This is a genomic window from Stenotrophomonas sp. CFBP8994 (assembly GCF_034044835.1).
In the GTDB taxonomy this organism is placed as follows: domain Bacteria; phylum Pseudomonadota; class Gammaproteobacteria; order Xanthomonadales; family Xanthomonadaceae; genus Stenotrophomonas; species Stenotrophomonas rhizophila_A.
The window spans coordinates 56887-79060 of the sequence record NZ_JAXCWT010000007.1; the positions used below are offsets into that span (position 1 = coordinate 56887).

Sequence of the window (22174 nt, forward strand, 5' to 3'; positions counted from 1 at the left end):
CCAACGTCCAGCGCAGTGCGCAGTGGTCGCTTTTTCTGTGGTCACCTGCCAACTGTCAAAGGCTGGCGGCGGTGGGTTTGCGGGAGCGTAGAGCGCCATGGATGGCGCGAACGAGCCTACAGGGACGTACTTGCGGCGTCTCCCGCAAACCCACCGGCGCCGGCCAAGCCAGACACCCTCGCAGGCGAAGGCTGTTGCTGTTGCTGTTACGCCTTCCGCGCGTAATCCACGAAATCGAACGCAAATGCATGTCGCGCATCAGCGGCATGATGCTCGCGCGCTGTTTCAACCCACAGTTGCGGGTCGACCGGCGGGAAATGGGTGTCGGCCTGGACGCGGGTATCCACCCAGGTCAGGTGCAGGTCGGTGGCCTGCGCCATGGCGAGGCGGTATATCTCGCCGCCGCCGATCACGCACAGTTCGTCTGCGCCGGCAGCGGCCGCGAACTGCAGTGCTTCGTCGATGGTGGCCACGGCCTGCATGCCCTCGAACGGTACCTGGCCCGAGCGGGTCAGGACCAGGTTCGGGCGGCCCGGCAACGCGCGGCCAAGCGACTGCGCGGTCTTGCGGCCCATCAGGATCGGCTTGCCGATCGTCAGCGCCTTGAATCGCTTCAGGTCGTCCGGCAGCTGCCAGGGCAGCTGGTTCGCTTGGCCGATGCCGTGGTCGTGGTCGAGTGCCGCAACAAGAGACAGCTTCACGTGCCGGCCTCCGGTTCCATCCGCGCCGCGTCGCAGTGCTGCTGCGCGCTGTTCACTTCGGCCAGTGCCTTCTGCAGGCCCGGGTCGGCGTCCATCATGCTGTCGGCCGCTTGGGTGAGCCGGGCCATGTGCGCCTCCTGTGCCGCCTGCAGGCCGGGGGCCGACATCACCTCGGCGTTCAGCACGCCGAGCTCCTCCTCCCCGCTTCGGTCCAGGAAGGCCTGCAGCTGCTGCGCCGTCCAGGCACTGCCGAGCAGCTGCTCGAAGCCGCGCTGGTAGGCAGGATCGTTGAATGTTTCCTGCATGAAGCGCACCAGCGCCGTCGACATGCTGGCCACCGCCGCGCGCGTTGCCGGCTCGCATGCGGCCGGCAGATCGCCCGGCAGGAAACCCGCACCCAACCCGTCCGCCATCATCGCAACATTGTTGTTGACCTGGCGCAGCACGATCTGCGCATTGACCTGTGCGGCCAGGTTCCCGGGGGAATCGGCTGCGGCCTGTGCAAGTGCCGGCGACAGCAGCAGCATCAGCAGGGCGACCCGACGCGCCCGCCTCATACCGCCACCGGCGCCTTGATCGCCGGGTGCGGGTGGTAGCCGTCGATGCGGATGTCATCGAACTGGAAGCCGAACAGATCGGTCACGTCCGGATTCAGCCACAGCGTGGGCAGCGCGCGCGGTTCGCGCGCGAGCTGCTCGCGGGCCTGTTCGTAATGATTGGAATACAGGTGCGCGTCGCCCAGCGTGTGCACGAAATCGCCCACGCCCAGCCCGGTGGCCTGCGCCACCATGTGGGTCAGCAGTGCGTAGCTGGCGATATTGAAGGGCACGCCCAGGAAGATGTCGCCGCTGCGCTGGTACAGCTGGCAGCTCAGCTTGCCGTCCACCACGTAGAACTGGAACAGGTTGTGGCAGGGCATCAACGCCATCTGCGAGAGCTCGCCCACGTTCCAGGCGCTCACCACCAGCCGGCGCGAATCCGGGTTGCGTTTGATCTCGTCCACCAGCCACTGCATCTGGTCGATGCTGCCGCCGTCGGCGGTGGCCCAGCTGCGCCACTGCTTGCCGTAGACCGGGCCGAGGTCGCCGTTCTCGTCGGCCCACTCGTCCCAGATGCGCACCTGGTTGTCTTTCAGGTAGCCGATGTTGGTGTCGCCCTTCAGGAACCACAGCAGCTCGTGGATGATCGAGCGCAGGTGCAGTTTCTTGGTGGTGACCAACGGGAAACCGTCGTTGAGGTTGAAGCGCATCTGCCAGCCGAACACGCTGCGCGTGCCGGTGCCGGTGCGGTCCGATTTTTCCGTGCCGTGTTCGAGCACATGCTCGAGCAGGTCCAGGTAGGCTTTCATGCCTTGCTCCCAGCCGTGGCGGGGGTGACCGGCAGCACCGGCTGCAGCACCGGCGCGCGGCGCGACAGGGCCAGCAGCACCAGGCCCAGCACCACCAGCGGCAGGCTCAGCAGCTGGCCGCGGGTGAACCAGTCAAAGGCCAGGTACACGCCGTTGTCGGGCATGCGCACGAATTCCACCGCGAAGCGGAACACGCCATACATCAGCGCGAACAGGCCCGAGACCAGATAACGGTGGCGCGGCGTGGCCGACACCGCCCACAGCACCACGAACATCACCAGCCCTTCCAGCAGCGCTTCGTACAACTGCGAGGGGTGACGGGCGAACGGATTGAGTGCGCCGGTTGCAAACTGCTCGCGCAGCGCCGGCATGTCCAGCTGGTTCAGCGGCGACGGCAGGCCGGAGGGAAACACCACGCCCCAGGTGCCGTCGGTGTACTTGCCCCACAGCTCGGCGCCGATGAAGTTGCCGATGCGGCCGAAGCCCAGGCCCAGCGGTACCAGCGGCGCCATGAAGTCGATGGTGTCGCCCAGGTGCAGGCGGTGCTTGCGCGACCAGTACCACGAGGCGAACAGCACGCCCAGCAGGCCGCCGTGGAAGCTCATGCCGCCATCCCACACCTTGAACAGCAGCAGCGGGTTATGCAGGAAATCGCCCAGCGCGTAGAACAGCATGTACCCCACGCGGCCACCCACCACCACGCCGAGCATGGCGTAGAACAGCAGGTCGGAGAAGCCGTTGGCATCCACGCCCGGCAGGCGCCCCGCCGCGATGCGCCGCCGCCCCAGCCACCAGGCCGCGGTGAAGCCGAGCAGGTACATGATGCCGTACCAGTGCACCTTGACCGGCCCAAGCGAGATGGCGATGGGGTCGATGTCGTGGAGATAGATCATGGGCAATGCCTTGCAGGTAAGCGGCTATTCTCGGGCCAGCGCCGCCGTACCTCAACCAAGGAACTGCGGGGTATTGGGCAGGGCGTCATCCTTGGACCCGCTGCCGGGCGGATAGTGCCCCGCCAGTATGTCCGATACCTCGGCAATGGCCAGCAGCACCGCGTCCTGCAGGGCACCCTCGCGCAACTGCTGCTGCATGTGCGCACACACCGCCTGCCACTGCGCTTCGCCCACCCTGCCGCGCAGGCCGCGGTCGGCCACCAGCTCGATGGCGTGGTCGGCCAGCAGCAGGTAGACCAGCACGCCGTTGTTGTTCTCGGTATCCCAGGTGCGCAGCTGGGCGAAGGCATGCTCGGCCCGCTGCCGGGGCGTGACCCCCTGCCACAGCGCGGTCAATGGCAGATCCGCTTCCACCGCGAACATGACCTGGCCGCCGTGGCGGCGCTCGCCGCCGGCAATGGCGTCCGTGATGGCCTGCAGCGCGTCCGGCGGGAAGGTCCGCTGCAGCGAAGGTGCGAACAGATGCCGCCAGATGCGCATCACCATCCTCCCGAGGCGCCACCGCCTCCGGATCGTCCACCCCCACCGCCCCAGCCGCCACCGCCACCGCCGAAGCCGCCGCCTCCACCACCCCAGCCTCCGCCGCCGCCAAAGCCACCGCCGCCCCAGCCGCTGTTGCGGGCGAAGCGGCCGACCCGGCCGGAGGAGAAGCCCACGAACAGGCCGATCAGCCCGGCCAGGCCACTGGCCAGCCACAGCGAAGTGAACAGGAAGGCGGCCACCGCTGCGCCGCCACCGCCCAGCAGCGCGCGCACCGGGCGCGGCAGCCAGCCCAGCAGGGCGCGGGCGAAGGTGCCCACGAAGAAGCCGATCACCAGCGCCAGCGTGAAGCCATCGCCGCCACTGCCACGGAGATCACGGTGGGCACTCACCGGCGCCGGCAGTTCCTCGCCGTCGATCAGCTTCACCAATGCAGCGCTGCCGTCGACCAGCCCGCCGGCGTAGTCGCCACTGCGGAAGCGCGGGGCCAGGTATTCCTGGATCACCCGGTTGGCGATGGCATCGGGAATGGCGCCTTCCAGCCCGTAGCCGGGCTCGATCCGCACCCGGCGGTCATCCTTCGCCACCACCAGCAGCACGCCATCGTCCACGCCGCTGCGGCCGATCTTCCACTGCTCGAACACCCGCTGGGTGTACTGCTCGATGGTTTCCGGCTGGGTGCTGGGCACCATCAGGATCTGCAGCTGGCTGCCCTTGCGTTGCTGCAACGCCAGCGCCTGGGCCTCCAGCGCCTGTTTCTGCGCGGCATCCAGGGTGCCGGTGGTGTCCACCACCGGTGAGGTCATCGGCGGAATCGCCGCGTCAGCCTGCGCCCAAGCCGGCACGGCCAGGCACAGGCACAGCAGCAACCACGCGCGCAGCAGCAGCGGGGTGTTCACCGGCTTACTGGGCCGGGGCCGGAGCCTGCTGCGGCGGCGGCGCGGGCGCCGGGGCCGCGGGCTGCGCACCGAACTTCACCGCCGGCGGCTGCGAGATCTGCGCTTCGTTCTCCACCGTGAAGTTCGGCTTTTCCTTGTAGCCGAACAGCTTGGCGGTGATCAGCTGCGGGAACGAGCGGACGTAGGTGTTGTAGTCCTGCACCTGCTGGATGTAGCGGCCGCGCGCCACGGTGATCCGGTTCTCGGTGCCTTCCAGCTGCGCCTGCAGATCGCGGAAGCCCTGGTCGGATTTCAGGTTCGGGTAGTTCTCGGTCACCACCAGCAGCCGCGACAGCGCGCCACTGAGCTCGCCCTGCGCCTGCTGGAACTGCTTGAGCGACTCGGCGTCGTCGGCATTCACGTTGACCTGGCCCACCCGCGCGCGGGCATTGGTCACGTCGGTGAGCACCTGGCGCTCCTGGTTGGCATAGCCTTCCACGGTCTGCACCAGGTTGGGGATCAGGTCGGCGCGGCGCTTGTACTGGTTGAGCACCTCGGCCCAGCCGGCCTTGACCTGCTCATCCTTCTGCTGGATCGAGTTATAGCCACAACCTGACAACAGGCTGGCCAGCAGGGCCAGCAGGATCAGTCGGGGAGAGATACGCATGACCGGCTCCGGATCGGGGTGGACGCGGCCGGAGAATGGCATGAATAGGGGTTAATTCCCCGTTAGGGTGTCCGGGGGTGACGACCAACGGTCGTCACCTGCCGGGTTGGTCCGCGCGCACCCGCTACCGGTGGATCCGCGTCCAATTGCCGGTGGATCCGCGTCCAACCCGGTAGGTACCGACCGTTGGTCGGTACGGGTGAAACCGACCGCAGGTCGGTTTCACCAATTGCCGGCACCCGGCACGTGGTGGGCCACGGCGCGGCGGCGCATCAGCAGGTTCAGCCACTCCACCAGCACCGAGAAGCCCATGGCGGCATAGATGTAGGGCTTGGGCACGTGCACGTCCAGGCCGTCCAGGATCAGCACCGCACCGATCAGCAGGATGAAGGCCAGGGCCAGCATCTTCACGGTCGGGTTGGCGTCGATGAAGCGGCCCAACGGGTTGGCCGCCAGCAGCATGACCGCCACCGACAGCAGGATCGCCGCGACCATCACCGGCACGTGGTCGGCGATGCCGACCGCGGTGATCACCGAATCCAGCGAGAACACGATGTCGATGATGGCGATCTGCGCGATCACCATGCCGAACACGGCCGAGGCCTTGGTGGTGGTGGGATCTTCGTCTTCGCCGCCGGTGATCAGCTCGCGGATTTCCATGCCGCCCTTGATGATCAGGAACAGGCCGCCGAGGATCAGCACCAGGTCGCGGATGGAGATGCCCATGCCGGCCACGGTGAACAGATTGGCCTGCATGTGCGCCAGGTAGGCCAGCGACACCAGCAGCAGGATGCGGGTGATGCACGCCACCGCGATGCCCAGCTTGCGCGCGAACGGACGACGCGATTCCGGCAGCTTGCTCACGGCAATGGAAATGAACACCAGGTTGTCGATGCCGAGCACGATTTCCAGCGCGCTCAGGGTCAGCAGGGTCAACCAGACATTCGGGTCGGACAGCAGTTCAAGCAACATGGACCTGGATCCTTACTAAGGGGGAAAGCGGACGTGGGCGCGTCAGAGCACGCGCGGCGCCAGGACCAGGCCCCAGCACAGCAGAACATTCATCATCAGCACGAACACCGCCGCCGAGCCCATGTCCTTGGCGCGGCCAGCCAGCTCATGGAATTCGGCGCCGTAGCGCTCGATCACCGCTTCAATCGCCGAATTGGCCAGCTCCATGGCCAGTACCAGCAGCATCGAACCGATCATCAGTGCGCGCTCGACCGGGGTCTGCCCCAGCCACAGCGCCAGCGGCGCCAGCACGACCAGCAGGTAGACCTCCAGCCGGAACGACGACTCGTGCAGCCAGGCCGCCCGCAGGCCCTGCCAGGACCACACCGCCGCCTTGAAGATGCGCTTGGGGCCGCGCGGCATGTGCCCGGTTTCATCAGCCACGCAGGGACACCCCACGGCGGGAAACAAGGCAGGACGGCAGGTGCGGGGCACGACAAGGGGTCATGGGCAGCGCGCGAAGCGGTGGACAATCCCCCATTTTGCCACAAGGGTGGCGGCGCCACCCGGCCGTGCCGGGCGTTGGCCGGCCCACCCGGCCTAGAATGACCCCCACGCATCAAAGGAGTCGTTCATGTCCCAGCGTTTCGCCCGCCCCCTGCTGCTCGCCCTGGCGCTGACCGCCAGCCTGCCCGCCCTGGCCCTCACGCCCGCCCCGGTGCCGGCCCCGCCGCAGGTCCCCGAACAGGTCTCCAACGTGGCCTGGGCCGGGGACATGGCCGCCTTCGCCAAGGCCGACGCCGCCAGTCCGCCCCCGCGCGGCGGCATCGAGTTCATCGGCAGTTCCTCGATCCGGATGTGGGACACCCTGGCGGCCGACTTCCCCGGCCAGAAGGTCTTCAACCGCGGCTTCGGCGGCTCCGAAGTGCGCGACAGCACCTGGTACGCCGACCAGATCGTGATTCCGTACGCGCCGTGCAAAGTGTTCTTCTACGCCGGCGACAACGACCTCAACAGCGGCCGCACGCCGACCCAGGTCCGCGACGACGTGGTGGCGTTCGTGCAGCGCGTGCACCGCGACCTGCCGAAGACCACCGTCGAAGTCATCTCGATCAAGCCCAGCCCGTCGCGCGCGCAGCTGCTGCCGGCGGTGCAGGAAGCCAATGGATTGATCCAAGAGGCGCTGGCGAAGCTGCCGAACACCGGTTACACCGACATCTACACCCCGATGCTGGGCGAGGACGGGCAGCCACGCGCGGCGTTGTTCCGCGAAGACATGCTGCATATGAAGCCGGAGGGGTATGCGATCTGGCGGAAGGCATTGGCAAGCAAGGTGCAGTGTGGTGCAACGGTAAAGCGGTAACAGCGCACGTTGTTTTGAGGTCATGCGTTAAAGGGCCGATCAGCAGAGTCGGCAGTCGTTTGGGAACCGACCCTACCGCGCTCGCACACCATCGAGGGGAGTGGCGGGGGTGGGTTTGCGGGGGCGTGAGCCGCATGGATGCGGCGACCAAGCCCCCAAGGATGGGTTCACGGCGCTTCCCGCGGGCCCACCCCCCGCCGCTCACCTGCACGCGGGCAATGGAAACGCCGTTGCTCTGCGCTTTTACGCGTCAGCGATAGATGATCGTGGCCTGGGTGCCGACCCCGGGTTCGCTGGTCAGGGCGATCTTCCAGCCGAAGCGGTCGCACAGGCGGCGCACGATCGACAGGCCCAGGCCGGTACCCTGCGGGCGGCTGGGTTCGGCGCGGTAGAACGGCTCGAACGCGCGCGACAGCGCTTCGGCCGACATGCCGATGCCGGTGTCGCGCACCACCACCCGGTCGTCCAGCACGTCCACGTCGATACGGCCTTCGTCGGTATAGCTGCAGGCATTGCGTAGCAGGTTGCTGACTACCACCTGCAGTACCCGGGGTGGCGCGTGCAGGTGCACCGGTGCCTCGCTGTGCAGGTGGATCTCCACCGGCCGGCCCGCGATCAGCTCGCGCGCGTTGTCCACTTCGTAGCGCACGATCTCGTTGACGTCGAACAGTTCGATCTGCGGCTCCACGTCCGCCTCGCGTGCCAGGATCAGGAACGCATCGATCACCGCCTCCATGTCGCGCCCCGCGCGCTGGATGCGGTGCAGGCCGCGGCGCAGCCGCGGCGTCATGTCCTGGTCGCCCAGCGCCATGTCGCTGGCCACCCGGATCACGGTCAGCGGCGTGCGCAGTTCATGGCTCGCATCGCGGGTGAAGTTGCGTTCGCGTGCCACGTGCGCGGTGACCCGCGTGGCCAGCGAATGCAGGGCCGCCGCCAGCTGCCGCGTTTCGCCCTGCATGTCCGCCGGCAACTTGTCCGGTGCCAGGTCCGACGCCTCCGGATGGCCCGGGTTCCAGCGCGACACCCGCCGCGCCAGCCAGTTCACCGGCGAGACCAATCGCTTCGACGCCCGGTAGGTGATCCACGACGCGCCATACACCGCCAGCAGCGTCAACAGCACCGGCACGATGCCGAACCAGAACGCCAGCATCTCCGCGCGCGAACGCAGGAACACCAGGTACAGCTGCCCTTCCGGGCGCGCATCGACCAGCACCAGCTGGTCGTCGGCCTTCAACTCGTGGAAGCCCGGCGCCAGCGTGCGCAGGTTGGGCGGCAGGCTCAGCGCCGATTGCCCGGCCTCCAGCAGGTAACCGCGGATGTTGCGCGTGTTCGGCGGCGGCTGCGCGGGCGAGGCCGCGTGCAGGTCCCAGAAATATGTCGCTTCTTCCTGCAGCGCGCTGCTGACCAGGCTGTGCTTGATCACCAGCGAGACCAGCCACGCGCCCAGCAGGATGCCCAGGCTGGCCAGTACGGCCTGCAGGATGAAGACAATGCGGATCTTGCGCGGCAGACCGTGCGGCATTACGAAGTCCAGGTCGAGTCGCCGCGATTATAGGAAAGCGCGCCGTTATTCCATCGTGCAAGCAACGGCGATGCCCCGGCAAGTGCCGGGGCATCGTGTACATCGGGGCCGCAAGCCCCCACCATCGTGCGCCCTGCGCTGTTGCGCATCAGCTCATCGGCTGGGCGATATCGGCAATACGGTAGCCGGCGCTCTGCACGGTGTGCAGCAGCGGACGGTCGAACGGCTTGTCGATGATCTTGCGCAGGTTGTACAGATGGCTGCGCAGCGTGTCCGAATCCGGCAGCCCGTTGCCCCAGATCTCGCGCTCGATTTCCTGGCGGGTCACCACGCGCGGCGATTCGCGCATCAGGATGGTGAGCAGGCGCAGGCCGATGGGCGACAGCTGCAGCTCGGTGCCCGCACGCGTGGCGCGCATGCTGACCGGGTCCAGCACCAGGTCGGCGACCTTGAGCACTTCCGATCCCACCTGGCGGCGTTCGCGCCGGATCAGCGCGCGCAGGCGGGCTTCCAGCTCCTGGATCGCAAACGGCTTGGTCAGGTAATCGTCGGCGCCGAAGCCCAGTCCGGTGAGTTTGTCGTCGAGCGTATCGCGCGCGGTCAACATCAGCACCGGCGTCGACTTGCGCGCATCGTTGCGCAGCCGGCGGCAGACTTCGATGCCGTCCAGACGCGGCAGCATCAGGTCCAGCACCACCACGTCGTAACTGTTTTCAGCCGCCAGACGATAACCGTCCAGCCCGTCCTGGGCGTAGTCCACTTCGAACCCGCGGCCTTCCAGGTATTCCCCGATCATCTCGGAGATATTGCGGTTGTCTTCGACCACCAGCACCAGGCCGGAGGTTTCCTTTGTCTGACGCATGGGAGTCCCTCTTTCTTCAGCTTTGTGAAACATGCCGGATCGTCGGTGGAGGCGATGTGAAGCCGCTCACGGATCAGTTCGGCGGGGCGTTCAACAGGGGTTTGAGCAGCGGCCAGACGTTGTCCAGCACCTTCGGCTGGGCCTTGGCGGTGGGGTGCAGTCCGTCGCCCTGCATCAGCCCGGGCTGCAGGGCCACTCCCTCCAGCAGGAACGGCAGCAGCGCCACCTTGTACTGGCTGGCCAGGCCTGCATACACCTGGCGCAGGCGGTCGCGATAGGCCGGGCCGTAATTGGGCGGGACATCGATGCCCAGCAGCAGCACCTTGGCGCCGGCCTTCTGGCTGGCCACGATCATCTTTTCCAGGTTGCCGCGCAGCTGCGCCGGGCTCAGCCCGCGCAGCGCGTCATTGCCGCCCAGTTCGATCACCACCACCGACGGCCGATGCTTCTCCAGCAGGGCCGGCAGCCGGGTCAGTGCGCCGGCCGTGGTTTCGCCGCTGATGCTGGCATTGATGATCGTCGGCGGCGGCGTGATCTGCTGGCTAACCCGCTGCTGAAGCAGGTTCACCCAGCCCGATGCGGCCGGGATATTGTGGGCGGCACTGAGGCTGTCGCCGACCACCAGCACCGCGTGCCGGGTGTTGGCACCTTTGGCACATGCCAGCGCAGGCAGCAGCAGCAACCCTGCCAGCAGCAAGAACACCTGGGCCGCCCGGCCCGCCCATTTTGCTCGGTACATTGGAGAATCCTCATCGACAGCCTGTCCCCCCGCAGCGCGCCCGTCGCCATCGCCGCCCACAACGTGGGCAAGTCCGCACGTGGCCCGGAGGGTGAAGTCCACATACTGGACAACATTGACATGACCGTCCATGAAGGCGAGAGCGTCGCCATCGTCGGCGCGTCCGGTTCGGGCAAGACCACCCTGCTCGGGCTGCTGGCCGGACTCGACCTGCCCAGCCGCGGCGACATCGCCCTGGCCGGGGCCACGCTCGGCGCGCTGGATGAGGAAGCCCGTGCGCAGCTGCGCGCGCGCGAGGTCGGCTTCGTGTTCCAGAGCTTCCACCTGCTGCCGGCGCTGACCGCTGAAGAAAACATCGCGTTGCCGCTGGAACTGGCCGGGCGCGAGGATGCGGCGCGGGTGCGCGAGGTGCTGGCGCAGGTCGGGCTGACCCACCGCGCCCGCCATTACCCGCGCCAGCTGTCCGGCGGCGAGCAGCAGCGCGTGGCGCTGGCGCGTGCGTTCGTGGCACGGCCGCGCATCCTGTTTGCCGATGAGCCGACCGGCAGCCTGGACCAGGCCACCGGGCAGCAGATCAGCGACCTGCTGTTCGCGCTCAACGCCACCAGCGATACCACGCTGGTGCTGGTGACCCATGACCTGCGCCTGGCCCAGCGCTGCGAGCGCATCTACCGGCTCGACGGCGGGCGCCTGGTCGATGCCGCCGGAATCACCGCATGAACGTACTGCGCCATGCCGGGCGTGCGCTGCGCCGGGAATTCCTCGCCGGCGACCTGCTGACCGTGTTCGCCGCGCTGGTGCTGGGCGTGGCGGTGATGACGGCGGTGGGCACGCTGGTCAACCGGGTCACGTTGGCGCTGACCAGCAGCGCGGCGGAAATGCTCGGTGGCGACCTCGGCCTGGGCGGCCGCGAGGACGTGCCACAGGCCTTCGCCGACGAGGCGCGCGCGCGTGGGCTGGCCAGCACCCGCATGGTCAGCTTCCCCAGCGTGCTGTTCCATGGCGATGAAAGCCAGATGGCCAACATCAAGGCGGTCAGCGACGGTTATCCGCTGCGCGGCGAACTGCGGGTCAGCCGCGCCCCGGGCGGCGCCGGCGAAGTGGCCGGCACCCCGGCGGCAGGCGAGGCCTATGCCGACCCGCGCCTGATGCAGGCGCTGGGGCTGAAGGTGGGCGACGCCCTCGAATTCGGCGCCGGCACGCTCACCGTGACCCGCGTGCTGCAGGCCGAACCGGATACCTCCGGCGAGTTGATGCAGCTGTCGCCGCCGCTGCTGGTCAACCGCATCGACGTGGACCGTGCGGGTCTGCTCGGCCCGGGCAGCCGCGCGTCGTACCGGATGATGTTTGCCGGCGACACGGCCGCCATTGCCGATTTCCGCGGCTGGCTGCAGCCGCGCGCCAAGGGCCTGCGCATCGTCGGCATTGCCGATGCCCAGCGTGGCGTGCGCGGCGCGTTCGACCTGGCCGGCCGCTTCCTGTCGCTGGCCGCGCTGCTGGCGGTGCTGCTGGCGGGCGTGGCCACCGCGCTGGCCGCCAACCGCTTCGCGCTGCGCCGGATCGACCAGGTGGCGGTGCTGCGCTGCCTCGGCGCGCGCAATCGCGACATCCTCACCGCCATGGCGCTGCAGCTGGTGCTGCTGGCCATCCCGGCCTGCCTGGTCGGGATCGGGCTGGGCATGGCCGCGCAGGCCGGGCTGGTGCAGGCGCTGGGCGGGCTGATTCCGGGCCGGCTGCCGTTGCCGCAGGCCACGCCGGCGCTGAGCGGGGCGGGGATCGGGCTGGTGCTGCTGCTGGGTTTCGGCCTGCCGCCGCTGTTGCGGCTGCGCAAGGTGCCGCCGATGCGCGTACTCAACCGCAGCTTCGCCAGCCTGCCGCCCAGTTCCCTGCTGGTGTATGCCGCTGCGCTGGCGGCCACCGTGGCGCTCACCGTGCAGGCCACCGGCGATGTGCGGCTGGCCGCCTGGGTGCTGGGCGGGCTCGCCGCGCTGGCGTTGCTGGCAGGTGCGGCCGGGGCCACCCTGCTGTGGCTGCTGCGCGGGCTGCAGCCGCGCCTGCGCGGGCGCTGGAAGCTGGGCCTCGCCGCCCTGACCCGCCGCCGCGGGCTGGCGGTGATGCAGTTGGTGGGACTCTCGCTGTCGCTGTGCGCCCTGTTGCTGCTGTCGGTGATCGGCCCGGGGCTGTTGGCGCAGTGGCGCGACCGCCTGCCCAGCGATACCCCGAACTATTTCCTGATGAACATCCAGCCCGAACAGCGCCAGGCAGTGCTGGCCGCGCTGGACGGCCTGGGCGTGGATGCGCCCGGGATCGAGCCGTTCAGCACCGGCCGGCTGCTGGCCGTCAACGACAGGCCACCGCAGCGGCAGGAACGCCAGGACAACAACAACGACGAAGACGATGCCAACCGCCCGGTCAATTTCTCCTGGCGGCATGATTTCCCGCCGGCCAATACCCTGTTGAGCGGCACGTACTGGGCCGCAGGCAGCACCGCTGCCGAAGCTTCGATCGAACAGGGCTGGGCCGAACGCTACGGGATGAAGCTGGGCGACACGGTCACCCTGCAGATGGGCGAGCAGGAACGGCGCTTCACCGTGACCAGCATCCGCAAGGCCGACTGGGACTCGTTCCGGGTCAATTTCTTCCTGCTGCTCAATGAAGGGGCGGTGGGCGATGCGCCGTACAACCTGATCACCGCCTTCCACCTGCCGCGCGAACAGGCCCCGGCCCTGGCCGGGCTGACCCGCCAGTACCCGAACATCTCACTGCTGGATATCGACAGCATCCTGCAGCGGGTGCGCGAGGTGGTGGACCGGGTCAGCCAGGCCGTGCAGCTGGTGATGGGCTTCAGCCTGCTGGCCGGAGTGCTGGTATTGCTGGCCGCGTTGCAGGCCACCGCCGGTGAACGCCGTTACGACAGCGCGGTGCTGCGCACGCTGGGCGCCACCCGCACCCAGCTGCGCGGCGCTGTGCTGGTGGAATTCGGCGCGCTGGGTCTGCTGTCTTCGCTGCTGGCGGTGGGCACGGCGGCACTGCTGGGCAGCGTCGTGGCCCGCCAGGTATTCGAACTGCAGCTCAGCCCGCCGTGGGGCCCGCTGCTGGCCGGCGGCGCACTGGGCGTGGCGCTGAGCATGCTGGCCGGCTGGTGGGGCACCCGACGGATCCTGCACACCCCGCCGGCGCTGGCCCTTAGCGAGGCATGAACGCGATTGATGACACCGGCAGGGGTCGGCGCTAGGTATGCTGCCCGCCCCTGCCCCCTGAGAATGCCCGCGATGCCCGGCACGTCGTTCACCGCTTACCTGTACCCCGTGCTGCTGCTGCTGGGCAGCAACATCTTCATGACCTTCGCCTGGTACGGCCACCTCAAGTACAAGAGCGCGCCACTGATGATGGTGATCCTGGTCAGCTGGGGCATCGCCTTCTTCGAGTACTGCCTGCAGGTGCCCGGCAACCGGCTGGGCAGCGCGGTGTACTCGGCCCCTCAGCTGAAGGGCATGCAGGAGGTGATCACGCTGGTGGTGTTCGCGGTGTTCTCCGCGTTCTACCTGGACCAGCCGTTGAAGTGGAACCATTACGCCGCGTTCGGATTGATCGTGGTGGCCGCGTTCCTGATGTTCAAGGAATGACGGCGCAGCCGTCATTTGGTTTCCACCCACTGCCTGAACACCGCGTCGATCTGCGCGTCCTTGACCTGCTTGCCGTCCTGCAGGTCCTGCGCCTGGGTGAACAGCGGAATGATCATCGCCATGCCATCCAGCTTGGTCTTCAGGTGTACGCCCGGCGCCTGGCCGAGGAAACCGTCCCAGCGGGCGCGCACCTTGGCCCAGTAGTCCGCCGTTGCGGTCCAGTAGTCGTAGGCCGGTTTGAAATCGACCTCGGTAGTGCGGTTGTAATCGTTGAAGCCGAACTCACGGGCGATCTCCTGCTGGCTGCCGTCGGCGCCGCGCAGGATCTTGGTGTTGAACTGTTCGTGGGTCCAGCCGTTGGGGGTGAGCGTGTGCCGGTTGATTACCGCCAACGCGTTGTAATCGCTGCGGCGGGTGTACTCGCGGCGCGGCAGTGGCCGCCAGCTGAGGTCGCTGGTCCAGGTGGCCACGCCGTTGCGATACTCCCAGCGGCCGGTGCCGCAGTAGCGCGGGGCATCGCTGACTTCATACACGCATTGGGTCCACGCGCCGGCGTTCACCGCCGGATCGATCGCACGCACCTGCCAGGTCTGGTCGGCGCTGAACTCGAACCGGTTCGGCGCCTCGTACACCCAGTCCTGCCGCCAATGCTTGGTCACGTGGCCGCTCTTGCCGTCCACCAGCAGGTGCTGGAGCACGATCCGCTTCGGGCTGTCCTCGACCACGATCACCACTTCGTTGCCGCCGCTGCGCACGGCCGGCGCGCGCTCATAACCGGGCTTGAGCAGCACGGTCTCATCGAAGGCGAAATCGACGATGTACTCGCCCTTCATGCCCAGGATGCTGGCGTGGTCGCGCTGCAGGTCGGAGGGCTGGGCGTGGGCGATGCCGCTGGTGGCAAGCAGCGCACACGCAACGCCTGCGCAGGCGCGTAGCGACACGCCATGCGTGTCCTGCGTGGTGCCTGGCGCTTGCGTGGGACACGCATGGCGTGTCGCTACGGGGTTCAGGTTCATCGATGGTGCTGCCTTCAGGAGGAAAGGTGGAAGAGCGGGGCCACGTTGGCGTCGTCGACCCACAGTTCGCCGTCGGCACCCTCGACCAGCGCGATCCGGCGCGCGGCGGTGGCGCCCGGCGCGGAAAGCGAGGCGACGCTGGCGGCCAGTGCCTGGCCGTTGCGCGCGTGCAGGCGCAGCGCGCACATGCGCCAGGGCTCGCCGCCGAGGTGCGTGGCCAGCCGGCGCCACAGGCGCTCGGCCACGCCGCCCTCATTGGTCGGCTCCGGGCGCGCCGGGAACGCCGATACCAGGCGGTCCCAGGCCAGGAAATCGCTGTCGGGCAGCAGGTACAGCCGCCAGCAACAGCGTCCGCGCGCATCGGAGAAACACAGGCTTTCGCGGATGCCTTCGCTGTCCATGCCCTGGCAGGCATGGGCCGAAACGGCATGTTTCCAGCCGCCCAGCTCGCTGCTTTCGGGGCGGTACAGACACAGCACCGTGCCCAGTGCCGCCAGCTGTTCCGGGGATGGCAGCTGGCCAGGGCGCAGGTACCGGTCTGGGGTTCGCAGTGCGGAAAGGGCTCGGCTCATGATGGCTACCAGCTCACGGCAAGGCTGGCCGAGACGTTCCGGCCAGGGTTGGTGTAACGGTCGATCACCGTGCTGCTGGAGGCCAGCGCGGAAGTGATCGCGGAGTAATCGATGTAGGTGCGGTCGCCGAGGTTGAACACGCCGACATTGATCCTGGCGCCGGGGGCGAAGTCCCAGTGCGCCACCAGGTCCAGCACCCCATAGCCGGCCGGGCGGAACGCGGTAGCGCTGGCCATGCGGTCCTTGCGCCTGGCGAACGTGCCCAGCAGCTCCACCCCCCACGCATCTCGGTCGAAGGCGACGCCGAGCGTGCCGCGCAGCGGATCGATCGACTCCAGCGGCACGTCTTCGGTCTTGTCCTGCCCGCGCGACCACGCCACCGCGCCGTTCAACGACCAGCCGGCCAGCGCGGTGCTGAGGTCGCCGAACTCGACCCCCGCCTTCAGTTCAGCACCGTAGATTTCCGCGTCGGCGATGTTCTGCGACTGGAACACGATCAGCCCCTGCGGGTTGATGCCGACCTGCCGCTGCGACTCGATGAAGTCCTTGTAGTCGTTGTAGTAGCCGCTCAGGCTGACGTACGCGGCCTTGCTGACATAGCGCAGACCCAGTTCCAGGCCATCACTGGTTTCAGGCTTGAGGTCGGGGTTGGGAATGGCGGTGTAACCGAACATCACGTTGGTGAAGCCCAGGTTGACATCGTTGTACGGCGGCGAGCGGAAGCCGTGCGCGTAGCCGGCGAACAGCGACCAGTCATCGGCGAAACGCCACACCATGCCCAGCTTCGGCGACACGCTGGTCTTGGTCAGGTCCGAGACCGGCATGCCCGGGTTGTCGGCGGCGAAGATCGGGTCCACGTCCGGGCGCAGTTCGTAGTGGTCCACGCGCACGCCCGGCACCAGCGAGAAGCGGCCATCGGCAAAGCGCATTTCGTCCTGCACGTAGAGGCCGAGCTCGGTGGTTCTGCTGATGGGGAAATCGCGCACGGGGAACGCATCGGGCAGGATCGTGGTGCTGGTCTGGCCGTTGGCCAGGACCTGGTAGCCGTCGCGCTTCTGCCGCGTTTCGGTCCAGGTGCCATCGAAGCCATAGGTCAGCGCGTGCTCGACCGCGCCGGTCTGCAGCGCCTTGTGGAAGACCGCCTGCAGGCCGTACACGCGCTGGTCGAAGTTGAATTCACGGTGGCGCGTGCTGAGGTTGGCGCGCTGCTCATCGGTGCGCTGGGTGGTTTCGCTGTCCTGCCGGTACAGCTGCCAGGACAGGCTGTCGGCGAAGCCGGCGGCCAGATTGTCCATCTCGTGCGCGAACGACACCCGCGCGCGGGTCTGATGGTCGCGCGCCTGCATGCCGGTGGTGGTGGTGTGGTCGATGGCCGACAGCACGTCGGTGTCCACGCTGTCTTCGTTGCCTTCCACCGTCAGCCGGAAGCGCTGGTCTTCGCTCGGCGCATAGACCAGCTTGCCGAGCACGCTGCGGCCATCGCGGTCCTGCGGGTTGGCGGCGGTGCGGGTGCGGTCGCTGCTGCGCACATCGCCCATGCTTTCGGTTTCCTGGCCCTGGCGATGGTTGACGTTCACCATGCCGCTCCAATGGTCGCCGCCAAAGGCGGTGGTGGCGCTGCCCAGCAGGCCGTTCCATTCGCCGTCATAGCCGAATTTCAGGCCGACGTAGCTGTTCTTGCCGTCCTTCAGGTAATCGGCCGGGTCCTTGGTGACGAACGCCACCACCCCGCCCAGTGCATCGGAGCCGTACAGCGCGCTGGCCGGGCCGCGCACGATCTCGACCCGCTTGAGCGTTTCCAGGTCGGTGAAGTTGCGGTTGGCGTCGGAGAAGCTGCCGATGCTGAAGGCCTTGGGCATGGCGATGCCGTCGGTCTGGATCAGTACGCGGTTGCCATCCAGCCCGCGGATGCGGAACCCGCCCAGGCCGAAGCGTGCCGGGCTGCTGGTCACCGAGATGCCCGGCTCGTAGCGGACCAGGTCCTTGATGCTGCGCACAAGGTGGTCATCCAGCTGCTCGCGGTCGATCACATCAACGGTGGCGGCCACGTCGCTGAGCGCACGTTCGGTGCGGGTAGCGGTGACCTGCACGCGGTCGAAGTCGCGCGCGTCGGCACCGGCATCGGGGGTGGCAGGGGCAGCCGCGTGGGCGGCGGCCATGGGCAGCGCCAGCCACAAGGCAAGGCTCAGGGCGGTAGGACGGGTCATGTGGGTGGGCAGGGTCGGCTGGACGCGGAAGGAGACCCCCGACAGACGCCAGGGACCAAGCGGTCGCAGGCGACGTGCCGAGGGGGAGAGAGCGGTGAAGGCGGCAGGCCTGGGGAGCGCATCGCGGCCGCGCGAATGCACCCCGTGGGGGAGGCGGGCCGTTACTTGGTGAGGATCAGCTTGTCGTTGCTGGTGTGGCGCAGACGATAGAAGCGGTCGCCGTGCTGGATCAGGATTTCGCGGCGACCCTTGAGCAGGGCCTCGCTGTCGATCACTTCTTCGGCCGGAACGGCGCGGACCGGGCGGTCGCGCAGGGTCAGCGTTTCGGGGCGCAGCAGTACAGCGGCTTGAGTGTTCATTGTCTGGACTCGTGCGAGGGACGAGTTAGATGATAATGATTCTCAGTTCACAATCAACAACCATTCTCATGTTGATTGATGAAATTAATGATCGATTTTTGGAAATCGATTGATGCTGCCTATCGGCAGGGCCCTTCCCTGCTTGGCTGTACGTGGGCATCAGGCACCTCGGAGCCACGCAGGGCGTGGCTCTACCGGCCGTCAGGTCAGGGCGCGAAGACCGCCTCCACCCTGCTCCAGTCCGCTTCGGCCACCTGCTCCAGCACCTCGAAGGCGCCCAGGTTCTCCTCCAGCTGGCTGACCCGGCTGGCGCCGAGAATCACGCTGGAGACGTTCGGGTTGCGCAGGCACCAGGCGATGGCCAGCTGCGCCGGCGACTGGCCCAGCTCGGCAGCCAGCGCGCTGTAGGCGCGCACCTTGTCCAGCCGGGCCTCGGCCGAATCGCCCAGCACCAGCTCGCGGAGCCAACCCATCTGGGCCTGGCCCAGCCGCGAATCCGGATCGAACCCGCTGTTGTACTTGCCGCTCAGCAGCCCCGAGGCCAGCGGCGAGAAGATCGTGGTGCCCAGCCCCGGGTCGGCGTACAGCGGCGCGTACTCGCGCTCCACCCGTTCGCGGTGCAGCAGGTTGTACTGCGGCTGCTCCATCGTCGGCAGGTGCAAGTGGTGGCGGCGCGCCACGTCCACCGCTTCCTGGATCTGCGCGGCCGACCACTCCGACGTACCCCAGTACAGCACTTTGCCCTGCCGGATCAGCGTGTCCATGGCCAGCACGGTCTCGGCGATCGGGGTGTCCGGATCCGGCCGGTGGCAGTAATACAGGTCCAGGTAGTCCACCCGCAGGCGCTTGAGCGCGGCGTGGCAGGCATCGGTCACGTGCTTGCGCGAGAGGCCGTGCTGGGTCGGCCGGGGCTCGTCCACCGCGCCGAAGAACACCTTGCTGGACACGCACACCCCATCGCGGGGCAGGCGCAGGTCGGCGATCACATCGCCCATCACCTGCTCGGCGCGGCCGCGCGCATAGCCCTCGGCGTTGTCGAAGAAGTTGATCCCGTGGTCCCAGGCACAGGCAACCAGGTTGCGGGCCTCGTCACGGCTGATCTGGTCGCCGAAGGTGACCCAGGCCCCGAAGGACAAGGCCGACAGCTTCAGCCCGGACGAGCCCAGGCGGCGGTAGTGCATGCGTTTTCTCCTGCTGGATGGCTGCGCCAGGACACCGGGGCGCGGCCGGAATGAGTCGCATCAGTGTATCGCCCGGCGGGCCCGAACCCCTGTGGATACTTGCCCGATCGCGGCCGATCGGCCCCCGCACGCTGCTTTTCCTTGCCCCGCCCCTGCCGCTGCTCTAGGCTTCCCGTTTTTCGCGGCGCCCTAGGGGAAGTCTGATGGTCGAAGGTTTGGGCAGGATTGGCTTCGGCCTGTTCGGGTTGGCAGTGCTGATCGGCATCGCCTGGCTGTTCTCGAACAACAAGCGTTCCGTCGACTGGCGGCTGGTGATCACCGGTATCACCCTGCAGATCGCCTTCGCCGCGGTGGTGCTGCTGATGCCCGGTGGGCGCGAAGCGTTCTCGCTGCTCGGCGACGGCTTCGTCAAGGTGCTCAGCTTCGTCAACGAAGGCTCGCGCTTCATCTTCGGCAGCCTGATGGACACCAACCAGTTCGGCTTCATCTTCGCCTTCCAGGTGCTGCCGACGATCATCTTCTTCTCGGCGCTGATGGGGGTCATGTACCACCTCAACGTGATGCAGCTGATCGTGCGCGGCATGGCCTGGGCGATCACCAAGGTGATGCGCGTGTCCGGCGCCGAAACCACCAGCGTCTGCGCCAGCGTGTTCATCGGCCAGACCGAAGCGCCGCTGACCGTGCGCCCGTACATCGCCAAGATGACCCAGTCCGAGCTGATCACCATGATGATCGGCGGCATGGCGCACATCGCCGGCGGCGTGCTCGCCGCCTACGTCGGCATGCTGGGCGGCAACGACCCGGTGCAGCAGGCGTTCTACGCCAAGCACCTGCTGGCCGCCAGCATCATGGCCGCCCCGGCCACCCTGGTGGTGGCCAAGCTGCTGGTGCCCGAAACCGGCACCCCGCTGACCCGTGGCACCGTCAAGATGGAAGTGGAGAAGACCTCCAGCAACATCATCGACGCCGCCGCCGCAGGCGCTGGCGACGGCCTCAAGCTGGCCCTGAACATCGGCGCCATGCTGCTTGCCTTCATCGCCCTGATCGCCCTGCTCAACGCCCCGCTGACCTGGTTCGGCGAAATCACCGGCCTGCAGGCCATGATCGGCCGCCCGACCGACCTGTCGACCATCTTCGGCTACCTGCTGGCCCCGATCGCCTGGGTGATCGGCACCCCGTGGGCCGATGCCACCACCGTTGGCTCGCTGATCGGCCAGAAAGTGGTCATCAACGAGTTCGTCGCCTATTCCAAGCTGTCCGAAATCGTCAACGGCCAGGTCCCCGGCGTGTCGCTGTCGGCTGAAGGCCGCCTGATCGCCACCTACGCCCTGTGCGGTTTCGCCAATTTCAGCTCGATCGCCATCCAGATCGGTGGTATTGGTGGGCTGGCACCGGAACGCCGCCACGACCTGGCCAAGTTCGGCCTGCGGGCCGTGCTGGGCGGTACCATTGCCACCTTCATGACGGCGACCATCGCCGGCGTGCTGACGCATTTCAGCTGATATCCGTTCCCGAGAAACAGTCTTTATGAGTAGCAGTGTCGTCGTTGTCGGTTCCTTCAACGTGGATCATGTGTGGCGTTGCGAATCGCTCCCGGCCCCGGGTGCGACCATCGCCGGCCGCTACAGCACCGGCCCCGGCGGCAAGGGTTTCAACCAGGCCGTGGCCGCCCGCCGTGCCGGCGCCCCGACCACGTTCCTGTGCGCCCTCGGCGATGACGCCGGCGGCGCCATGGCCCGTGGCCTGGCCGAACAGGACGGCTTCGCCCTGAGCGCCGAAGCCAGCACCGAGCCCACCGGCACCGGCGGCATCTACGTCGACAGCCGCGGCCGCAACACCATCGTGATCGGCCCCGGCGCCAACGCCGCGCTCAGCACCGCCTACATCGACCAGCAGCGCGCACTGCTGGCCGGCGCCAAGGTCGTGCTGGCCCAGCTCGAATCCCCGGTCGAAACCATCGAAGCGGCCCTGGCCATCGCCCGCGAAGCCGGTGCCACCACCGTCCTCAACGCCGCCCCGGCCGACGCGCCCTCCAGCATCGGCCTGCTCAAGCTTGCCGACGTGCTGACCCCCAACGAAACCGAATTCGCCGCCCTGCTCGGCCGCCATGTCGGCGAACGCGTCGACGCCGACGACGTTGCCGCCCTCGACGGCGCCAGCCTGCACGCCCTGTGCCGCAAGCTGGTCGGCAACGGTACCGTCGTGGTCACCCTCGGCGCCGTCGGCGTGTTCGTCTCGCACGCCGAAGAGAACCTGCGCGGCGACACCCAGCCCTACTACCGCGTAGGCGCCGAACAGGTCCAGGTGCTCGACACCACCGGCGCCGGCGACGCCTTCAACGGCGCCCTGGTCGCCTCCCTGGCCCAGGACCCGGATGCCGCCTTCGCCCGCCACGTCCGCTTCGCCAACCAGTTCGCCGGCCGCTCCACCGAAAAGGAAGGCGCCGCCGTAGCCATGCCGCATTACACGCCGGCAGACGCATAAAGCAGCACGACCAACGGTCGTGCCCTACCAAAACCGGCGCCAAGGCGCCGGTTTTTTTTGCCTCTGCATTTGACGTTCGTACCGTCACCGACAATGTCTCAAAGGCAGGTCGGGGTGGGTTTGCGGGGGTGTGAGCGGCATGGATGCCGCGACCAAGCCCCCATGGATGGGTTTACGGCGTCCCCCGCAAACCCACCCCGACCTGCCAAGCCGTGGGACCCGGCAGAGCCGACGCCGTTGACCTTGATCCTGCTTTTTGCCACAG

The 22174-nt window shown here is 67.8% G+C and carries 23 protein-coding genes; 6 read left to right on the forward strand and 17 right to left on the reverse strand.

The genetic code is table 11. The annotated features are described in order from the left end of the window. Nucleotides 1-206: 206 nt before the first annotated feature. The 9 genes from SOM39_RS17615 to SOM39_RS17655 all read right to left on the reverse strand — a co-directional run bounded on the left by SOM39_RS17615 (nt 207) and on the right by SOM39_RS17655 (nt 6422). Nucleotides 207-701, reverse strand: coding sequence for a dihydrofolate reductase (locus tag SOM39_RS17615; RefSeq protein WP_320459116.1), 495 nt, complete (start codon nt 699-701; stop codon nt 207-209). Then, nucleotides 698-1258 (reverse strand): hypothetical protein, encoded by a 561-nt coding sequence (locus SOM39_RS17620; RefSeq protein WP_320459117.1) that lies wholly within the window; start codon nt 1256-1258, stop codon nt 698-700. The genes SOM39_RS17615 and SOM39_RS17620 overlap by 4 nt, the downstream gene beginning before the upstream one ends. After that, on the reverse strand, nt 1255-2049 hold the full coding sequence (locus SOM39_RS17625; protein ID WP_093532936.1) for a thymidylate synthase: 795 nt from the start codon (nt 2047-2049) through the stop codon (nt 1255-1257). The genes SOM39_RS17620 and SOM39_RS17625 overlap by 4 nt, the downstream gene beginning before the upstream one ends. After that, nucleotides 2046-2942 carry a prolipoprotein diacylglyceryl transferase gene (gene lgt / locus SOM39_RS17630; protein ID WP_320459118.1) on the reverse strand — a complete coding sequence of 299 codons (897 nt, stop codon included), beginning with the start codon at nt 2940-2942 and terminating at the stop codon, nt 2046-2048. Before lgt ends, SOM39_RS17625 begins: the two co-directional genes overlap by 4 nt. A gap of 51 nt (nt 2943-2993) precedes the next feature. Then, on the reverse strand, nt 2994-3482 hold the full coding sequence (locus SOM39_RS17635) for a TPM domain-containing protein (RefSeq protein ID WP_320459119.1): 489 nt from the start codon (nt 3480-3482) through the stop codon (nt 2994-2996). Beyond that, a complete protein-coding gene (locus tag SOM39_RS17640) occupies nt 3482-4369 on the reverse strand; it encodes a TPM domain-containing protein (RefSeq protein ID WP_414715896.1) in 888 nt (295 codons plus the stop codon). Before SOM39_RS17640 ends, SOM39_RS17635 begins: the two co-directional genes overlap by 1 nt. Nucleotides 4370-4385: 16 nt before the next feature. After that, nucleotides 4386-5027, reverse strand: coding sequence for a LemA family protein (locus SOM39_RS17645; RefSeq protein WP_068854548.1), 642 nt, complete (start codon nt 5025-5027; stop codon nt 4386-4388). A gap of 222 nt (nt 5028-5249) precedes the next feature. Then, entirely contained in the window at nt 5250-5999 is a 750-nt protein-coding gene (locus SOM39_RS17650) for a TerC family protein (RefSeq protein ID WP_068849314.1), read from the reverse strand. 42 nt (nt 6000-6041) lie between these two features. Beyond that, a complete protein-coding gene (locus SOM39_RS17655) occupies nt 6042-6422 on the reverse strand; it encodes a diacylglycerol kinase (RefSeq protein ID WP_068849312.1) in 381 nt (126 codons plus the stop codon). Between the two features lie 190 nt (nt 6423-6612). On the opposite strand from SOM39_RS17655, the gene SOM39_RS17660 reads away from it, so the two are divergent. Further along, on the forward strand, nt 6613-7341 hold the full coding sequence (locus SOM39_RS17660) for an SGNH/GDSL hydrolase family protein (protein WP_320459120.1): 729 nt from the start codon (nt 6613-6615) through the stop codon (nt 7339-7341). Nucleotides 7342-7591: 250 nt separating this feature from the next. Here the strand turns inward: SOM39_RS17660 and SOM39_RS17665 are convergent, their stop codons facing one another. The 3 genes from SOM39_RS17665 to SOM39_RS17675 form a co-directional block, all read right to left on the reverse strand. Continuing rightward, nucleotides 7592-8863, reverse strand: a complete 1272-nt coding sequence (locus SOM39_RS17665; protein ID WP_068849308.1) for a sensor histidine kinase — start codon at nt 8861-8863, stop codon at nt 7592-7594. Between the two features lie 148 nt (nt 8864-9011). Next, the gene (locus SOM39_RS17670) at nt 9012-9725 is read right to left on the reverse strand and encodes a response regulator transcription factor (protein WP_019182442.1); all 714 of its coding nucleotides are present in this window, start codon (nt 9723-9725) and stop codon (nt 9012-9014) included. A 73-nt stretch (nt 9726-9798) separates the two neighbouring features. After that, entirely contained in the window at nt 9799-10464 is a 666-nt protein-coding gene (locus SOM39_RS17675; protein WP_320459121.1) for an arylesterase, read from the reverse strand. Nucleotides 10465-10584: 120 nt separating this feature from the next. On the opposite strand from SOM39_RS17675, the gene SOM39_RS17680 reads away from it, so the two are divergent. From SOM39_RS17680 to SOM39_RS17690, 3 genes are all read left to right on the forward strand, one after another. Further along, nucleotides 10585-11184: an ABC transporter ATP-binding protein gene (locus tag SOM39_RS17680; protein ID WP_093536045.1), complete on the forward strand. Its 600-nt coding sequence runs from the start codon at nt 10585-10587 to the stop codon at nt 11182-11184. Next, nucleotides 11181-13664, forward strand: coding sequence for an ABC transporter permease (locus SOM39_RS17685; RefSeq protein ID WP_320459122.1), 2484 nt, complete (start codon nt 11181-11183; stop codon nt 13662-13664). The genes SOM39_RS17680 and SOM39_RS17685 overlap by 4 nt, the downstream gene beginning before the upstream one ends. A gap of 72 nt (nt 13665-13736) precedes the next feature. Beyond that, entirely contained in the window at nt 13737-14090 is a 354-nt protein-coding gene (locus SOM39_RS17690) for a DMT family protein (protein ID WP_068849300.1), read from the forward strand. A gap of 11 nt (nt 14091-14101) precedes the next feature. Here the strand turns inward: SOM39_RS17690 and SOM39_RS17695 are convergent, their stop codons facing one another. The 5 genes from SOM39_RS17695 to SOM39_RS17715 all read right to left on the reverse strand — a co-directional run bounded on the left by SOM39_RS17695 (nt 14102) and on the right by SOM39_RS17715 (nt 19425). Next, complete coding sequence (locus SOM39_RS17695; RefSeq protein ID WP_414715897.1) at nt 14102-14995, reverse strand: DUF6607 family protein; 894 nt, start codon at nt 14993-14995, stop codon at nt 14102-14104. A gap of 125 nt (nt 14996-15120) precedes the next feature. Beyond that, nucleotides 15121-15678: a Hemin transport protein gene (locus SOM39_RS17700; RefSeq protein WP_320459124.1), complete on the reverse strand. Its 558-nt coding sequence runs from the start codon at nt 15676-15678 to the stop codon at nt 15121-15123. Nucleotides 15679-15683: 5 nt separating this feature from the next. Beyond that, on the reverse strand, nt 15684-17885 hold the full coding sequence (locus tag SOM39_RS17705) for a TonB-dependent hemoglobin/transferrin/lactoferrin family receptor (protein ID WP_320459125.1): 2202 nt from the start codon (nt 17883-17885) through the stop codon (nt 15684-15686). Nucleotides 17886-18046: 161 nt separating this feature from the next. Beyond that, nucleotides 18047-18244 (reverse strand): hemin uptake protein HemP, encoded by a 198-nt coding sequence (gene hemP / locus SOM39_RS17710; RefSeq protein ID WP_068849295.1) that lies wholly within the window; start codon nt 18242-18244, stop codon nt 18047-18049. A gap of 206 nt (nt 18245-18450) precedes the next feature. Next, complete coding sequence (locus SOM39_RS17715; protein ID WP_320459126.1) at nt 18451-19425, reverse strand: aldo/keto reductase; 975 nt, start codon at nt 19423-19425, stop codon at nt 18451-18453. A 203-nt stretch (nt 19426-19628) separates the two neighbouring features. Between SOM39_RS17715 and SOM39_RS17720 the strand changes: the two genes are divergently transcribed. Beyond that, a complete protein-coding gene (locus SOM39_RS17720) occupies nt 19629-20927 on the forward strand; it encodes a NupC/NupG family nucleoside CNT transporter (protein ID WP_068849291.1) in 1299 nt (432 codons plus the stop codon). Nucleotides 20928-20952: 25 nt separating this feature from the next. Continuing rightward, nucleotides 20953-21909, forward strand: a complete 957-nt coding sequence (locus SOM39_RS17725) for a ribokinase (RefSeq protein WP_093536055.1) — start codon at nt 20953-20955, stop codon at nt 21907-21909. The last annotated feature ends 265 nt before the right edge of the window (nt 21910-22174 follow it).

Coding starts and splice junctions, on each gene's coding strand:
- SOM39_RS17620 (WP_320459117.1), bottom strand. CDS start 1,258: ATGAGGCGGGCGCGTCGGGTCGCCCTGCTGATGCTGCTGCTGTCGCCG.
- SOM39_RS17625 (WP_093532936.1), bottom strand. CDS start 2,049: ATGAAAGCCTACCTGGACCTGCTCGAGCATGTGCTCGAACACGGCACG.
- SOM39_RS17635 (WP_320459119.1), bottom strand. CDS start 3,482: ATGCGCATCTGGCGGCATCTGTTCGCACCTTCGCTGCAGCGGACCTTC.
- SOM39_RS17665 (WP_068849308.1), bottom strand. CDS start 8,863: ATGCCGCACGGTCTGCCGCGCAAGATCCGCATTGTCTTCATCCTGCAG.
- SOM39_RS17715 (WP_320459126.1), bottom strand. CDS start 19,425: ATGCACTACCGCCGCCTGGGCTCGTCCGGGCTGAAGCTGTCGGCCTTG.
- SOM39_RS17725 (WP_093536055.1), top strand. CDS start 20,953: ATGAGTAGCAGTGTCGTCGTTGTCGGTTCCTTCAACGTGGATCATGTG.
- SOM39_RS17660 (WP_320459120.1), top strand. CDS start 6,613: ATGTCCCAGCGTTTCGCCCGCCCCCTGCTGCTCGCCCTGGCGCTGACC.
- SOM39_RS17670 (WP_019182442.1), bottom strand. CDS start 9,725: ATGCGTCAGACAAAGGAAACCTCCGGCCTGGTGCTGGTGGTCGAAGAC.
- lgt (WP_320459118.1), bottom strand. CDS start 2,942: ATGATCTATCTCCACGACATCGACCCCATCGCCATCTCGCTTGGGCCG.
- hemP (WP_068849295.1), bottom strand. CDS start 18,244: ATGAACACTCAAGCCGCTGTACTGCTGCGCCCCGAAACGCTGACCCTG.
- SOM39_RS17680 (WP_093536045.1), top strand. CDS start 10,585: ATGACCGTCCATGAAGGCGAGAGCGTCGCCATCGTCGGCGCGTCCGGT.
- SOM39_RS17705 (WP_320459125.1), bottom strand. CDS start 17,885: ATGACCCGTCCTACCGCCCTGAGCCTTGCCTTGTGGCTGGCGCTGCCC.
- SOM39_RS17700 (WP_320459124.1), bottom strand. CDS start 15,678: ATGAGCCGAGCCCTTTCCGCACTGCGAACCCCAGACCGGTACCTGCGC.
- SOM39_RS17650 (WP_068849314.1), bottom strand. CDS start 5,999: ATGTTGCTTGAACTGCTGTCCGACCCGAATGTCTGGTTGACCCTGCTG.
- SOM39_RS17685 (WP_320459122.1), top strand. CDS start 11,181: ATGAACGTACTGCGCCATGCCGGGCGTGCGCTGCGCCGGGAATTCCTC.
- SOM39_RS17645 (WP_068854548.1), bottom strand. CDS start 5,027: ATGCGTATCTCTCCCCGACTGATCCTGCTGGCCCTGCTGGCCAGCCTG.
- SOM39_RS17690 (WP_068849300.1), top strand. CDS start 13,737: ATGCCCGGCACGTCGTTCACCGCTTACCTGTACCCCGTGCTGCTGCTG.
- SOM39_RS17720 (WP_068849291.1), top strand. CDS start 19,629: ATGGTCGAAGGTTTGGGCAGGATTGGCTTCGGCCTGTTCGGGTTGGCA.
- SOM39_RS17675 (WP_320459121.1), bottom strand. CDS start 10,464: ATGTACCGAGCAAAATGGGCGGGCCGGGCGGCCCAGGTGTTCTTGCTG.